This is a genomic window from Treponema brennaborense DSM 12168, from assembly GCF_000212415.1.
Lineage (GTDB): Bacteria > Spirochaetota > Spirochaetia > Treponematales > Treponemataceae > Treponema_F > Treponema_F brennaborense.
This window is the reverse complement of sequence record NC_015500.1, coordinates 1,567,396-1,583,374: the sequence shown is the minus strand read 5'-3', so window position 1 is coordinate 1,583,374 and position 15,979 is coordinate 1,567,396. Positions and strand designations below refer to the sequence as shown.

Genomic DNA, 15,979 nt, shown 5'->3' with positions numbered 1-15,979 from the left:
ATATTTTTTTTACCTCGTTTTTCTAAAATGTCATTGCAAGGAATTATTTGTTCAAAATAATATTCTTTAGATAGGCTCTACATCTGCTTTTTTTATGATTATCAGGTTGTGTATTCGGGTCATAAAAATTAAAAGTAGTTATAACTCTTTCATCATCATCTGAATTACCAGTTTTTTTATCATATACTCCTTCCATTGCTTTGTCAGGATCAGTGGATAAAGTTTCCAAGGTTTCTCTGTCAATTTGTTGATCAAAATCTTTTCCTGTATTAAAGTTTGCTATTATATTGTCGAGAACCTTACGGTTCTCTTACCAAGTATTTTGCTTCGCAAAAACTCGCGAAAAGTCGAAGACAAAATGGATCTCGAGGTCAATAACAGTCAAATAATATTAACTTAATCCCAATGCTTGTAGAATAGAAATTGCCTAACACCTGCTTCAATCCATTGAACTTTACAGATAATCAAGCAAGTAAAATCGGAAATAAAGGATAGGCGCATTACTTTGTGCCGGAAAGAGAAATTGTCAAATGTTGTGGATGAAAAATCCTGGGATTTGTTTAGGCTGCAATCTGTAAGATTCCATCTACAAAAGTTTTATCTTCTTTGACCAGCTGGAGCTTTTCAAAACCTTTGAGCCGTCTCCAGTTCTTTTCAGCTTCCTTGCAGAGCTTAAACACCATTGCGAGCGTGGCATCCGCAGAACCATTTCCTTTAGTTGACCTGTGCCTTAGCCTTACCGTTGCGAACATCGATTCAATCGGGTTTGAAGTCCTGATATGAACCCAGTGCTCTGCCGGATAATCATAGAACCTGAACAGGTCATCGTAATCTTTTGCAAGGCACTCCGTTGCTTTCGGATATTTCAGCTCATACGTATCAATGAAATGCCGATAGGCATCCTGTGCGTGCTGTTTTGTGTCTGCAAGAAAAATATCCTGAAGTTTCTTTTTAGCCGCCGGCTGAACGCAGTCCGGCATTTTGTCCAGCACATTGCCCGTCTTGTGAAACCAGCATCGCTGGATTTTCATCTGACCCCAGACTTTATCCACTGCATTTTGAAATCCAAGCGCTCCGTCACATATTGCAAGTTTTGGAGCTGCCGTAAGTCCGCGGAATTTCAAGTCGCGCAGAACCTCAAGCCAGGATTCCTCACTTTCACGCACTCCCTGATGAACAGCGACAAGCTCCTTCTTTCCGTCTACTGTAACTCCAATTATTACAAGGAGACAGAGTTTCTGGTCATCAAGCCGGGCATTGCAGTAGACACCGTCAGCCCACACATATACGTATTCTTTTCCGTCAAGCCTTCTGTGTGCCCATTCGTTATATTCTTTCCGCCAGACCTCCTTGAGTCTTGTTATTGTTGCCGGAGAAAAGCCTTTCGCGCCTTCTCCGAAAATCGCCGTTAGCGCATCCTGAAACTTGTTTGTGGAGATTCCTTTCAGGTACAGCGTTGGAATCACGTTCTCAAGTGTCGGTGTTTTCCGCATGAACCTGGGAAGAATCGCACTTGTAAAACGCTCTGGACCAGGAAGAGCACGGTCGTCAATGCGAGGCTGGCGGACTTTGATTGTTCCGCATGTCGCCTGAATTTCACGTTCCGGCATATAGCCGTTTCTGACCACCGTCCTATGTCCGTCTGCATCCAGCTTATGCTGATGTTTCTGGATGAACTGGTCAACTTCGCTTTCCAATGCCGCCGCGAGCATCTTTCTTGCCGATTCCCGGACAAGATTTTCAAAAAAATCTGCACTTGCTGTAGTGCTTTTTTCCAAATTCCACTGTAAAATATTTTCCATAAGAGACTGTCCTTTGTTTTTGTTTGGTTTGGTCATTAAACTTTAACAAATCTCAGTCTCTTTTTCTATTTTTAATTTAACTCATCCACAACTTTTGAGTATAACTCTAGAATTTGCTTCTCCTGTTGCAATAAGGTTTCCTTGTGGAAATTATTGGACTCGTCGGATTTTGTGTTCCACAAAATCTCGACTGGAGAGTCGTATTCATAGCGAGTAGTTACTGCGTTTTTCTGTAGTTTGTCTATTACTCTAGAATACACCATTCTGTTTTGTCCATTATACCTATAGGTAGAGACACTTAATCTACCATCTTCTTTTAATAAGTTACCGTTAGCATCGTATGTGTACGTCACCGCAACTTGTCCGTTCCAACCACTAGAAATAAGCCGGTTTTCTTTGTCAGACCTTCGGTCTGGCTCATAGTGGAAATTATCGGACTCGTCGGATTTTGCTTCGCAAAAATTCCGACTGGAGAGTCGTAGCTGTATTCTATTGTACCACAGGGGGTGGTTTTTGTCGCTCTATTTGTCGCAATCCGGTCTTCGCTGTCTTGCTTACCGAGTTTGGAAGCCTCTCTGCGTTCAGTTCCAAACTCGCGTTACTCAGTGTTAAGAACAAGGGCGTTATTTTCCGCAGTTTCATTCAAGGCTAAAGCCTTGAACAAGCCGTTTAATCTAAAAAGTTCACTTTTTAGATTATTTTCTTAGATTTAATGCGATGTTTAAGACGAAAGTCTTAAACTCGATTAACAGTGTTATAAGTAACCTACTTATGACACTGTTATACTGCTACAATCCTTAACGTATGGGGAAAAATCCGTTTCTTCCCAGTTTTTTGTCAGTATGGGATATTACTTTTTAAAAGGAAGTTGTCGTAATTTTCTAACTTCAATAGATTCCAATATATTGTTAACTGAACCGTTCAGCTTAAAATAAAAATTTATATCACTTGTAAAATAATATTTAGTATTCAAATTAAGAAATTCGCTAGTACAATTTTCTTTTATTAATTCATTAAATTCAACATTATATGAAATAAAATTTTTTAATGTTATAGGTATTTCAAGATCGTTAGGAAATACATCAACTACAATCTCATCACAGATAAATGTCTCTAAATTGAGACATTCACCGATATATTGGAATAAATTATTTTTTTTAATTGAAACTTCAACCAAGCATATATATTTAAGTTTTTCAGCTTTAACCAAAAATGAATAATCTAAAAAGCTAGCAAAAGAGACATTGAAAGTTTCTAAAGTCGGTGAATTTTCAAGAAACGAAAAATCAGTTTTATAAAAATTTGAATGAACTATATCAATAACTTTAAGATTTGGGAAATTTTCAAGCCCCTGCATTGTAATAATTTCAATTCCATTAATCTTGATGATTGAAGTATCTTGCTCAAATTCAAGTATACGTTCTTTTCCATTTCCATCTATTATGACAAGATTCTCTGCAACTAAAAGTTGACATAATGCAATAAATATAAATATTAAATATTTTTTCATTTTTTTACTCCTTTTTTATTCCGAATAAATTACAACATATACTACAGATAAATTTCTATCATCATTGATTTTTCTATCTACAGTTTCTACAGCATTTTTACCATCAGTTTTATATTGTACATATGTTTCTGAAACATCATTTGTGTTGTCGTAATATTCTATATGAACAGGTTCGTCGTTCATATCATTAAAATAGAATGCAAACCCTTTTGTATTATTTTGAGGTGCGACAAATCGTAAAACAGGAAATTTGTTATAAATATCTGAAACTGACTCTCTATCTATATCCCAATCCTCACCGTTTTGACCTTTAGGATTTACACCATCACTTACAGCTGAATTCCATGCATACATATCACATCGAAAATCATTTACGTAATTAGTCGTTTTTTCTGCAATATCGCTGGACAAAGTACTATCGATAATTGTTGAAACTCCATAATTAGCATAAGGATTTCCTGCTCCTGTAAAACCATCCCAAACACTTTTTGCATCTCCAGCACTTAATCCCCACAAATCTACATAATTCACTGGGTCGTTATTTACATACACAAACCAGTTAGCTCCGTCTTTAATTGGGTCTACAGTTGTAAATCTAGCTGCTGTTGGGTTGTAGTCTCTGTAGCCGTAGTTATACAAGCCAGTGGCGGTGTCATATGGTTTACCTAGGTAGGCAAAGTCTACACCTGTTGTGTATGTTCCAGTTATTGGGATTCCAAATACGTCGTAGGTTGATTCACTTTCTACTGTTCCATAACTGGAAGTAACGGAGCGTATACTGCCTAGAATATCTGTTCCTAGGTATGAAATATTGTCTTGTAGATAAGAGGTGTTTGTGTACCGTGTTCCTGTAGGTGCAAAGTATCCGCCAGAACTTGTACCACTATTACTGCTAGAAGTGGAGCTACTACTTGAACTGCCTCTGTTTACTGCGAGAAATTGTCAAATGTTGTGGATGAAAAATCCTGGGATTTGTTTAGGCTGCAATCTGTAAGATTCCATCTACAAAAGTTTTATCTTCTTTGACCAGCTGGAGCTTTTCAAAACCTTTGAGCCGTCTCCAGTTCTTTTCAGCTTCCTTGCAGAGCTTAAACACCATTGCGAGCGTGGCATCCGCAGAACCATTTCCTTTAGTTGACCTGTGCCTTAGCCTTACCGTTGCGAACATCGATTCAATCGGGTTTGAAGTCCTGATATGAACCCAGTGCTCTGCCGGATAATCATAGAACCTGAACAGGTCATCGTAATCTTTTGCAAGGCACTCCGTTGCTTTCGGATATTTCAGCTCATACGTATCAATGAAATGCCGATAGGCATCCTGTGCGTGCTGTTTTGTGTCTGCAAGAAAAATATCCTGAAGTTTCTTTTTAGCCGCCGGCTGAACGCAGTCCGGCATTTTGTCCAGCACATTGCCCGTCTTGTGAAACCAGCATCGCTGGATTTTCATCTGACCCCAGACTTTATCCACTGCATTTTGAAATCCAAGCGCTCCGTCACATATTGCAAGTTTTGGAGCTGCCGTAAGTCCGCGGAATTTCAAGTCGCGCAGAACCTCAAGCCAGGATTCCTCACTTTCACGCACTCCCTGATGAACAGCGACAAGCTCCTTCTTTCCGTCTACTGTAACTCCAATTATTACAAGGAGACAGAGTTTCTGGTCATCAAGCCGGGCATTGCAGTAGACACCGTCAGCCCACACATATACGTATTCTTTTCCGTCAAGCCTTCTGTGTGCCCATTCGTTATATTCTTTCCGCCAGACCTCCTTGAGTCTTGTTATTGTTGCCGGAGAAAAGCCTTTCGCGCCTTCTCCGAAAATCGCCGTTAGCGCATCCTGAAACTTGTTTGTGGAGATTCCTTTCAGGTACAGCGTTGGAATCACGTTCTCAAGTGTCGGTGTTTTCCGCATGAACCTGGGAAGAATCGCACTTGTAAAACGCTCTGGACCAGGAAGAGCACGGTCGTCAATGCGAGGCTGGCGGACTTTGATTGTTCCGCATGTCGCCTGAATTTCACGTTCCGGCATATAGCCGTTTCTGACCACCGTCCTATGTCCGTCTGCATCCAGCTTATGCTGATGTTTCTGGATGAACTGGTCAACTTCGCTTTCCAATGCCGCCGCGAGCATCTTTCTTGCCGATTCCCGGACAAGATTTTCAAAAAAATCTGCACTTGCTGTAGTGCTTTTTTCCAAATTCCACTGTAAAATATTTTCCATAAGAGACTGTCCTTTGTTTTTGTTTGGTTTGGTCATTAAACTTTAACAAATCTCAGTCTCTTTTTCTATTTTTAATTTAACTCATCCACAACTTTTGAGTATAACTCCTGGGTCGTTATTTACATACACAAACCAGTTGGCTCCGTCTTTTATTGGGTCAACTGTTGTAAACCTTGCAGCACTTGGTGAGTAATCTCTATAGCCATAGTTATATAAGCCAGTGGCGGTGTCATAGGGTTTTCCAAGGTAGGCAAAGTCTACACCTGTTGTGTATGTTCCAGTTATTGGGATTCCAAATACGTCGTAAGTAGATTCACTTTCTACTGTTCCATAACTAGAGGTAACGGTACGCACACTTCCTAGAATATCTGTTCCAAGGTATGAGATATTGTCTTGTAAGTAAGAGGTATTTGTGTACCGTGTTTCTGTTGGTGAATAAAATCCGCCTGAGCTTGTACTAGAGGAACTTGCGCTATTACTGTTAGAAGAGGAACTACTACTTGAACTGCCTCTGTTTACGGCTACTGGCGAGCCGTTCCCGTAAAGAACTGCTCTGTTGCCAGTAAAGCGTGGTGTCTGTAGTTCATAAACTGAATCCTCTATGTAGCGGTATCTTGAGTCGTCAGTCTCGTCTTCTATATAACGATATCTATCTCCAGTTGGTTTTCCGGTGTTGCTGGTACTGTATTGTATGCCGGTGTTGTACTTATCCGTAAACAATCCGTTTGCGAAGATGGGGCTTTCTTTAACTATCTCGAAGGTGAACCCGTCGTAAAGAGTTTTCATGGTGTCACTGCCTTCTTCTTGGACAATTACACGGCGACCAAATGCGTCGTATTCATAGCGTGTGGCTACTGCGCTTTTCTGTAGTTTGTCTATTACTCTAGAATACACCATTCTGTTTTGCCCGTTATACTTATATGTCGAGACTGTAAGTCTGCCATTCTCTTCTAACAAGTTACCATTTGCGTCATATGTATATGTCACCGCAACTTGTCCGTTCCAACCACTAGAAATAAGCCGGTTTTCTTTATCGTAACTGTAATCTATTGTACCACAGGGGGTCGTTTTTGTCTTTCTGTTTCCGTTAGCAACAGCCCTTCGGGCTGGCTCATATAGGAAGTTATTTAACTCGTCTCATTTTGTGTTCCACAAAATCTCGACTGGAGAGTCATAAGTATATACTTCTGTTCTAAAGGTTTGTACTACAGAAAGTCTGTTTCCTAATGTATAGTGCATGTTGTTTAGTAACAATTGTAATGCGTTATACTCTTCACCTGTTAAGAACATATTAACAGCTGCTGCCCGACTTTCTTGGTAGAATACTCCGTTCTGTTCTGCCTCTTTTTCGTGGAGGGCTTTTAGTTCAGGCGTGTCCGGGTAATACACTGCTGATAGTTGTCCGGCACTGTTGTATTCATAACGTGTAATAGCTCCTGTATCTGTTATGGTTGCTGAACGCCGTCCGAATGAATCATACAAATAACCTTCGCCACGAACTAATGCACCAGAACCATTACCTGTTAACGATGGAGTTTTCTCTGTTATTAATATGGGCGTTATGGCTCTGCGCAGTTTCATTCAAGGCTTTAGCCTTGAAACAATAGGTTTTGGAAAACCTATTGTCTGCTACAATCCTTAACGCATGGGGCACAATCCGTTTCTCCCCAGTTTTTGTCAGTATGGATATATTTCAATAGTATATTCATATGCATCAGGATTAAAGACAATCACTTGATCTTCTAAATTCTCTAATGATACTAAAATTACACCATCTTCTCCAATAATTTCAAATTTCCTAAAAATTTGTTTCATTTTCACCACAAATGGAATTGCAGATAACTCATTTAAGACATCCAAATACTTTCCAGAATACAAAATTGGATAATGCTCGATTAATAGAATATATCTATTAGAAAGAATTTCTATTGATTTCTTTTTTGGAATTTGTAAATCTACTAATATATTTTGAATTGTTTTATGCCATCTTGTAAAATTTTCAAACTCTTGTATTAATTCAGCTTTTTCATCACAAAATTCATAATATACGAATAAAGATTTTGGTGTGAAATTTTCGATAAAGATTGTTTCTCTCTTTATTGAAAAAGAAAATGCCTCCACAACTAAAAATAAAAGTAGTATTATTGCCATCTTTTTTTTATTTTTCATATAAACTTTTCTCCCTCTATCATAGAATTTATAATTTCCACCCATTATTCAATAATTTTATTTAGAACATCTTGAATATCAGAATCAGAAAATCCTGCTAAAGAAGCACCTACCTTATCGGCTGCATCTCTTACATCTTCTACAGTTGGCATTTCATCTACAACTTCTATTTTATCATAATCTACAGGAGAACCTCCTGCTGCTTGATGTAATGCAATTTCTTCTGGGGTTAACTTTCTTGAACCATCCGACGAAGATTTACACAATCCCCATAAGTCCACATAGTTAATTGGGTCCTGCCGCAAATCTTCGATTTGCTTACCGAGTTTATGCTTCGCAAAACTCGTATTTACATACACAAACCAGTTAGAGCCGTCTTTTATTGGGTCAACAGTGGTAAACGTCGAGAACCTGTCGGTTCTCTTAACGAGTATTTTGCTTTGCAAAAACTCGCAGTCAACTGTTGGACTGTAGTCACGGTAGCCATAATTATACAAGCCTGTGGCGGTGTCGTAGGGTTTTCCAAGGTATCCGAAATCGATTCCTTTAACACATATGTCTATTTTAATCATTATTCGACTAAAACAATTCCGGCTAAACAAGTATCCTCATAAAGAGTTCCGGGGTAAACGGCTGAAATTTCTATTTCAACAATATCTGATGTAAACTTCTGTAAATCAATGTATTGTGGTTTTGCAGTATCGATAATGTATTCATATTGAATGTAATCCATTTTTGTGTCTCGAATAATAACTTGTTGTATTCGGGAATTTTTTTCAAACAAATCTGGTCGATCCATTGAAATATAACCATTTATTAAATACATACCAGATGCATTTTTTTTTGAAAAACTTATTCTTTCACCAATTCCATTTCCTTTTGTATTTTCTACCCATGGTAATGCAAGTTGGATAGTTGCAATATTTTCAGGAAGATAATCTGCACTTCTTTCTGTTAAATGAGATGTAGCGTTTATATTTTCAGGTGAAAACACAGAAGTACCATTACTTGTTCCCATAAAGGTAGGATTTTTCAAGTCCTTGTCGTAATACATCATAAATTGTGATGATAGCAACATCATCCCTATCTTTTTTCCAGCATTATCATACAGATAAGTCATTCCATATTCATCTTTTGAAATATACTCTTCGTTTATAATCAGTTTTGAATCATTTCTTTTTTTTAATAAAACATTTTTTTGCCAAATAATTTCACCTTGTTTGGAAGTAAATGTTATTTTATTTGGTTTTATTGTTGGTTGTGTTATAAAAGGTAATAGGTCTCGACTATTTAATACAATCGAATTAAAGAAAGCTGCTTCTGACGAAAAATTAATGGTATTTGAAACATAAACTGATTCTTGAACAATTCCATCAACAGAAGGCTCTATAATTTTATAAACTTTTTTACCATCAAATTCTATTTCAAATTTACTTTTTGCAGTATTTGTTTCAGGATCATATAAATACAAGAACTCATTCGGCTTAAAATCTATATTCCAAATATAACTATAACCGTTAGAAAACTGTCTCTGAGTAAATATGTACTCCTTATAATAACTAGAAAAAACTGTATCCCAATATTGAGTACCCCCTGTATAATCATATGGCCCATTAATATTAAATACACGTTCAACAGTTGTTTCACTGTCAGTAGTTATTAGTTTTGTAATTGTGCTATTTTCTCTGTCATAAATAAACTTATAAATAGTTTTACGAGGAAATGTATCTTTTAAATTATCCCATATATAAAAATTCTTTGGATCAAAATCAAATTCAGTTTCTCCCCATTTCGTTGCTGGATAAGAATAAGTAATTATTTCCTGAATCCACCCATCATTATCAAATGTATATTCACAAATAGAAATTGGTTTTGAATTTTTAGGTGACAAATGAAATGATATTATTCTATTTTCTTCAGCAATACAAAATGCTGTCAAAGCAAGAAGTAAAACACATAAAATTTCTTTTTTTATTTGCATATATAGACTCCTATTTATTTTTCTTTCCATTAGAAACTTTAATTGTAGCACTACCACCACTAACTAATGCAGAATCCACAATCTGTGCAATTGCTGCAACATCCGCATCAGATAATTTAATGCACCCTATTGTTGTTTCACCTTTTCCACTATGGATGTTATATCCAGTATCAGTTACGTATTCTCCTGTTAATTTACCATCTTGATTAAATACTGGAACTTGAATATTTGCATTTGTACGCAATTTCAATGGACCTTCAGCATCATTTGTACCTGCAACGCTAGGAGTAACTGACCATGTACCATTCGGAAATTGAACGGGGTAATAGTTATAGGAATTGAATGACACAGGACTACCTCGTTCTTCTGGAGTACGAACATTATTAGTAGCTCTATAATTGGTTGATTTTATGCCATTATTTGCATAGTCTATTGTTCCATCAGGGTTTACTTTTCTTGTTGTAACATTCATAACATCATAGGAATTCTTTGTATAAGAAAGAGTAACTTCTGTATGCCCTGTAGAAGCTGAATACATTGAATTATACAAGCCACAATCAGCCAACCCCCATAAGTCCACATAATTCACAGGGTCGTTATTTACATACACAAACCAGTTAGCTCCGTCTTTTATCGGGTCAACAGTGGTGAACCTTGCAGCATTTGGTGAGTAATCTCTGTAGCCGTAGTTATACAAGCCTGTTGCGGTGTCGTAGGGTTTTCTAAGGTATCCGAAATCTATCCCTGCTGTGTAAGTGCCTGTAATCGGTGTTCCAAATACGTCGTAGGTTGATTCACTTTCTACTGTTCCATAACTGGAAGTAACGGTACGCACACTTCCTAGTATATCTGTTCCTAGGTATGAAATATTGTCTTGTAGATAAGAGGTGTTTGTGTACCTTGTTCCTGTAGGTGCAAAATATCCGCCTGAGCTTGTACTAGAGGAACTTGCGCTATTACTGTTAGAAGAGGAACTACTACTTGAACTGCCTCTGTTTACTGCTACCGGTGAGCCGTTCCCGTAAAGAACCGCTCTGTTGCCAGTAAAGCGTGGTGTCTGTAATTCATACACAGAATCCTCTATGTAGCGGTATCTTGAGTCGTCACTTTCATCTTCTATATAACGATATCTATCTCCAGTAGGTTTTCCGGTGTTGCTGGTACTGTATTGTATGCCGGTATTGTACTTGTCAGTGAATAATCCGTTTGCGAAGATTGGGCTTTCTTTAACTATCTCGAAGGTGAACCCGTCGTAAAGAGTTTTCATGGTGTCACTGCCTTCTTCTTGGACAATAACTCTTCTACCAAAGGCATCGTATTCATAGTGGGTTGTTACTGCGCTTTTCTGTAGTTTATCTATTACTCTAGAATACACCATTCTGTTTTGTCCGTTATACTTATAGGTAGAGACTGTAAGTCTGCCGTCTTCTTGTAATAAGTTACCGTTAGCATCGTATGTGTACGTCACCGCAACTTGTCCGTTCCAGCCACTAGAGAGTAAACGGTTCTCTTTGTCGTAGCTGTAATCTATTGTACCACAGGGAGTCGTTTTTGTCGCTCTATTTCCTTTAGAATCATAAGTGTATACTTCTGTTCTAAAGGTTTGTAGTACGGAAAGTCTGTTTCCCAGTGTGTTCTGCATACGGTTCAGCAGTGTCTGCAAGGTTGTGTATTCGTCTCCGGAAAGAAATGAGTTGACGGCAGTGGCACTGCCTTCCTTGTAAAACAGACCGTTATGCTCCGCCTCTATTCGCTGTGTTTCGGCAAGTTCTTTCGTATCAGGATAATACACTGCTGAAAGTTGACCTTGATTGTTATACTCATAACGGGTTATAGCTCCGGTATCTGTTATAGTGGCAGAACGTCGTCCGAGTGAGTCATACAAATATCCTTCGCCGCGAACTAATGAGCCAGAACTACTACCTGTAAGAGCTGAACTTTTCTCTGTTATTAACACAACTCGTCCGGCTTGATCATATGTTGTATATTGTGTAATTCCGTTCCCGTTTTGCTTTTCTATTTCTCTTCCCATGGTGTCGTACTTATAACTTACAGATAACCGCTGTTTGTTGTCAAAGATAGTGAGGGTTTCACCGTTCTTGCCGTAACTATATGAGACTTCCCTTGTTGTACTGATCATTTTTCTACGGGTTCCACTGCTATTATATGTATAAGTAACTGTTTCATCACTGGCGTTGTCATACTGACTTATGAGGCGTCCGCCTTTGTCGTATTCGTAGGTTACAATTCCGGCAGTGTTTTCCGCTTTTATTATATTGCCAATCATGTCATAAGTAAAGGTTTCTTTTTCACCAGAACTATGAGTTACGGTCTTTACAGTTCTACCTTGCGAGTAAGTAATTTCTGTAGTGTTTCCTGTAAAATCTTGTTTGCGTGCTAGGTTTCCTTCGCTGTCGTAGCTGTAAGACTGGCTGCCGCCGAGGCGGTTCGTCTCGTGCACGAGCCGGCCGAACGCATCCTTCGCATATGTGTATGGGCTTCCGTTTCCGTCTGTAACGGTGACAGTACGGCCGCGTTCGTTGTACGAGTAGGTTTCAACGGTAACACCTCCATTTTTGACTTCTGTTATGCGTCCAAGTGCGTCATAAAAGTATTGTTTGTGTATTCCCGGTCTGCCAGTCTCTGTTACAAGTCGTCCGAGCTTGTCATAAGTGCCGCTCCAGACGGTGCCTTCTGCGTCCGTTATCTTCGTTACGTTTCCCAAGTGGTCGTATTCATACGTACGAGCGGTTCCGTCGGGATACGTGATTCGGCTGACTTTTCCGATTGCGTTGTATTCGTATGAAGTTTTATTTGCGTAGCCGTCGCTGAAGGATGCAATGTTGCCTTGTGCGTTGTAGGTATACGTTCGGCGCGAGGCGGTATCGCCGTCGCCTTTCAGTTGTTCCGTTACTTCATTCCAGGCGTTCATGGTATATGTTGTTTTATATAGACCACCTTCTGTCATTGTTACAGTTCTGCCGTCGCCACTGTATGTGTAATCAACATATGAAACAGCAGTTCCCTTGTTCGGTGTGTCTCCGGTTACAACGGACAAAACTCTGTCTTCATTGTCATATGTATACCAATCTGTTTTTGTTCCTGTCTTTACAGATTCTACTAATCCTCTGTTGTTGTAAGAATACTCTGTTACTTCTCCAAGTCTGTTTGTTACTCGTCTTATTGAGCCGTCTGCATTGTATTCGGCTTTTACGGTGTCAGAATTAGCTTCTCCTGTGGAAGTGAGGTTTCCTTGTAAGTCATACTCATACGTGTATACGCCGCCGTGAGAGCCTTGTTCATTTATGAGTCTTCCTCCTGATGATATACTTCTCGTACTCGTTTCACCTAATGTATTCGTTATGCTTATAACGTGATTCCAGTTATCATATTTATACTGGGTGATTTGTCCCAAAGTATTTGTTACTTTTGCTATTTTACCGTTAACCGTTTGTGTAATGTCATACGTTTGTACAAAGACATTTGAGACAGTTTGTTTTAATGCAAATAGTTCTTTCGCTGTTATAGTCTTAGGTAAATTACCTGCAACCTTAAACCGCTCTATAGTGTGCCTTTGTCCGTTTTGATAGGTGTACAGGGTTATCCAGCTTTCATTATTGCTGCTGTAAATGTCTGCTTCCGCCTCTCCTGCCGGTTTATACAGGTATCGGGCGGTTTCCGTCAGGGTGTTTCCGTCTCCGCTTGAAGAAGAAACCGGTAAGTGCCGCCTGTCATAGGTATATTTTGTCACGCGCGTCTCGCCGGTTACCGTGTCTATCTGTTCTATTGATACCAAATCCTTACGCCCGTTGTAGGTGTAGACGGTTTTCAGCCCGTTACTGCGCACTTCGGTTACGGTTTTTGCCGTATACTCATAGACGGCTGCGGTATTTCCGTTTATGGCATACGACAGCACCCGGTTCCGCTCGTCATATGTCCAGCTTTCTATTTTTGTGCCTGTTGTCTTCTTGACTGTATTTCCATACGAGTCGTACTCATATTCTGTTCGTACGGTTGTTCCGCCGTATTGGGTTATTGCTGTTACAAGTCCTTTGTCATTATATTGGGCACTTCGTACCAGTTTTCCGCCTTTGTAATACGCCGTTAAATTGCCTTTTACATCTCGCTGATACGTTTCAACGATTCCGTCACGGTCGGTATGGGAAATCGGAAGTGAAAAGCGGTTGTATGTCCATGTTTCACTGCTTCCGTCGCTGTAGGCGGCGCTTAATCGGTTACCTTTTGAGTCATATGTGTACGTTGTCCGGTCACCGTTTAGTATTTGACTAATAAGATTTCCAAGATTGTCATATTCATACTGTGTAACGCTACCGTCCGCGTGTACTTCTTCTGTCGTACGGTGCTGTTCATCATAGCGGTACGTCGTCTGCACGCCTGAATGGGTCGTATAGGTGGTGATGCGGTTTACCGGGTCGTAGTCGAATCGTTCGCTGAAGCCTTCTTCATTGGTCGTTTTTGTCGTCAGGTAGTTTCCCTGTGCGTCCTGCATACCGTAGGTAAAGCTGACATAACTACCGTCGCTTTTGAGCAGTTTGGTCAAACGGTTTTCTTCGTATTCATAGTGTACCGTGTCTTTATCGACGTCCGTAACGGAGGTCAGTTTATTTCCCGCATAGGTATAGGTGACTCTTTCAGACGGATCGCGTCCGTTCGTTATTGATGAAATGCGGTTTCCCGTATACGTAACGGTGTACCGTTCTCCGCTGCTCGTCGTTATGTCGGTTATTGTTCCGTTTTCCGTACGGTTGACGGTGATACTGTTGCCGTTTCGGTCGGTTTCACCGATATATAAACCCCATTCGTTGTAATAGGTGTTCGTTCCGTTTACGTGTGAGAGCGTAAATCCGTTCCCGTTCGCTGCAATCTGTTGTTTCTGAGATTCAACCGTATTCACCTGCCGCCATTCCGTTTTATTTTCATCAGTCGGTTTATATAAACGGATAATGCCTTTGGTGTCTATCAGATTGAGTGTGTCGAATCCCGTTTCACGATACCATTGCGGGGTACCCTCGTAATTGACAAATTGATTGCGTTCCTGAACGGCGTTCATTTTTTCCTGTTCTTTGAGAAACTGAGCGTAGGTTTCTTCCGTTTTGGCAAGCAGGAGTTCTTTTTGTTCGATCAATTGTTCCTGTTCCATGCATCGGGATAATTCGGCACGGTAGCGTTCAAGGGTTTCGGATACGGAGTCTTGTATTCTTTGTGCGTTTAGAAGGCTCCGTTCGGATATGTCGGCGGCTTTCGTTCCGCTGTTAATATTACGAACCCGTGCCGCTTGCGCAGTGTTTGCTTGTGCTCTGACAAGCAATTCTTCCCAGGTAACGATCAGTTTTTTATAGTCTGTTACTATTTGATGATAATCGGTCTCTGCCGGATAATTGTGGCCGCTTACGTATTCCTTTTTCAGATTTGAGACATAGGTTCTCATCGGCAGTACTGCATTCTGATAATAAGAGGTAACTTTTTGAGGAATGCCGCTGTCGAAGCCTCTGATAATTCTCGTATCAAGGCTCGTTATCCAGCCGGTTCCGATACTTCCCGTTATCGGATTATGAGTCCTGTAGCCTCTGAGAACGGGAAATCCGCCGTAGCCTATGGTTGCGTCTGTTTCGTATGAAACGTATTGTCCGCTGGTAAGAAGAACCGGATCGCCCGTTTCCTGAGCTTGAGTGACTTGTGATTCCTCCGCTGCGTTTTGAATCATGCCGGCAGTTTCTTGCTGTTGTGTACCGATTACGTTTGCTGCCGTGTTTTCCGCTTGGTTTTCAAGTACCGGATTTCCCGTAACTGCAGGAACATCCTGCGGAGGTTGTCCTGCAACCGTGATTTCAACTTGAATATTTCCGGTTTCCACATTGACAGCGTCTGCCAGTTCGGGTTGTCCGGTAGGTGGTTCCGATGAGCCGCCGGAAGATCCCGAACCGCCGGAATCTCCGCTACCCTGACCGTTTTCGGAACCGCCTGAACCGCCGGAATCTCCGCTACCCTGACCGTTTTCGGAACCGCCTGAACCGCCGGAATCTCCGCTGCCCTGACCGTTTTCGGAACCACCTGAGCCGCCGGAATCTCCACTGCCCTGACCGTTTTCGGAACCGCCTGAACCGCCGGAACTACCTGAACCGCCGGAGGGTGGTTTATCATTAGCATGTGGATTTCCGGCGCCTGAATAATCATACGTACCGTCAGAATTTTGTCCTCCAGCCGATACCGGTATGCATTGTAATCCGATCATGATTACTGCAACTACTGCCAAAAACTTTTTCATTTTCATCTTCTCT

Annotated in this window: 11 protein-coding genes; all 11 read right to left on the bottom strand. The window is 40.3% G+C overall.

The annotated features are described in order from the left end of the window. Window positions 1–43: 43 nt before the first annotated feature. The 11 genes from TREBR_RS14295 to TREBR_RS06800 all read right to left on the bottom strand — a co-directional run bounded on the left by TREBR_RS14295 (window position 44) and on the right by TREBR_RS06800 (window position 15,972). Window positions 44–229 carry a hypothetical protein gene (locus tag TREBR_RS14295; RefSeq protein ID WP_156786624.1) on the bottom strand — a complete coding sequence of 62 codons (186 nt, stop codon included), beginning with the start codon at window positions 227–229 and terminating at the stop codon, window positions 44–46. 331 nt (window positions 230–560) lie between these two features. Further along, a complete protein-coding gene (locus TREBR_RS06840; protein ID WP_013758161.1) occupies window positions 561–1,802 on the bottom strand; it encodes an IS256 family transposase in 1,242 nt (413 codons plus the stop codon). An 850-nt stretch (window positions 1,803–2,652) separates the two neighbouring features. After that, complete coding sequence (locus tag TREBR_RS06830) at window positions 2,653–3,312, bottom strand: hypothetical protein (protein ID WP_013758464.1); 660 nt, start codon at window positions 3,310–3,312, stop codon at window positions 2,653–2,655. A gap of 15 nt (window positions 3,313–3,327) precedes the next feature. Beyond that, entirely contained in the window at window positions 3,328–4,089 is a 762-nt protein-coding gene (locus TREBR_RS06825; RefSeq protein WP_281054880.1) for an RHS repeat-associated core domain-containing protein, read from the bottom strand. A gap of 199 nt (window positions 4,090–4,288) precedes the next feature. Continuing rightward, the gene (locus TREBR_RS06820; protein WP_013758161.1) at window positions 4,289–5,530 is read right to left on the bottom strand and encodes an IS256 family transposase; all 1,242 of its coding nucleotides are present in this window, start codon (window positions 5,528–5,530) and stop codon (window positions 4,289–4,291) included. 81 nt (window positions 5,531–5,611) lie between these two features. Continuing rightward, a complete protein-coding gene (locus TREBR_RS14100; protein WP_169310627.1) occupies window positions 5,612–6,316 on the bottom strand; it encodes an RHS repeat-associated core domain-containing protein in 705 nt (234 codons plus the stop codon). Window positions 6,317–6,667: 351 nt separating this feature from the next. After that, a complete protein-coding gene (locus tag TREBR_RS14290; protein ID WP_156786622.1) occupies window positions 6,668–7,111 on the bottom strand; it encodes an RHS repeat domain-containing protein in 444 nt (147 codons plus the stop codon). A gap of 96 nt (window positions 7,112–7,207) precedes the next feature. After that, window positions 7,208–7,699: a hypothetical protein gene (locus TREBR_RS06815; RefSeq protein WP_013758462.1), complete on the bottom strand. Its 492-nt coding sequence runs from the start codon at window positions 7,697–7,699 to the stop codon at window positions 7,208–7,210. 44 nt (window positions 7,700–7,743) lie between these two features. Then, entirely contained in the window at window positions 7,744–8,271 is a 528-nt protein-coding gene (locus TREBR_RS06810) for an RHS repeat-associated core domain-containing protein (protein ID WP_013758461.1), read from the bottom strand. Then, window positions 8,271–9,680, bottom strand: coding sequence for an NADase-type glycan-binding domain-containing protein (locus TREBR_RS06805; protein ID WP_013758460.1), 1,410 nt, complete (start codon window positions 9,678–9,680; stop codon window positions 8,271–8,273). The genes TREBR_RS06810 and TREBR_RS06805 overlap by 1 nt, the downstream gene beginning before the upstream one ends. A gap of 10 nt (window positions 9,681–9,690) precedes the next feature. Beyond that, complete coding sequence (locus TREBR_RS06800; protein WP_013758459.1) at window positions 9,691–15,972, bottom strand: RHS repeat-associated core domain-containing protein; 6,282 nt, start codon at window positions 15,970–15,972, stop codon at window positions 9,691–9,693. Between the last annotated feature and the right edge of the window lie 7 nt (window positions 15,973–15,979).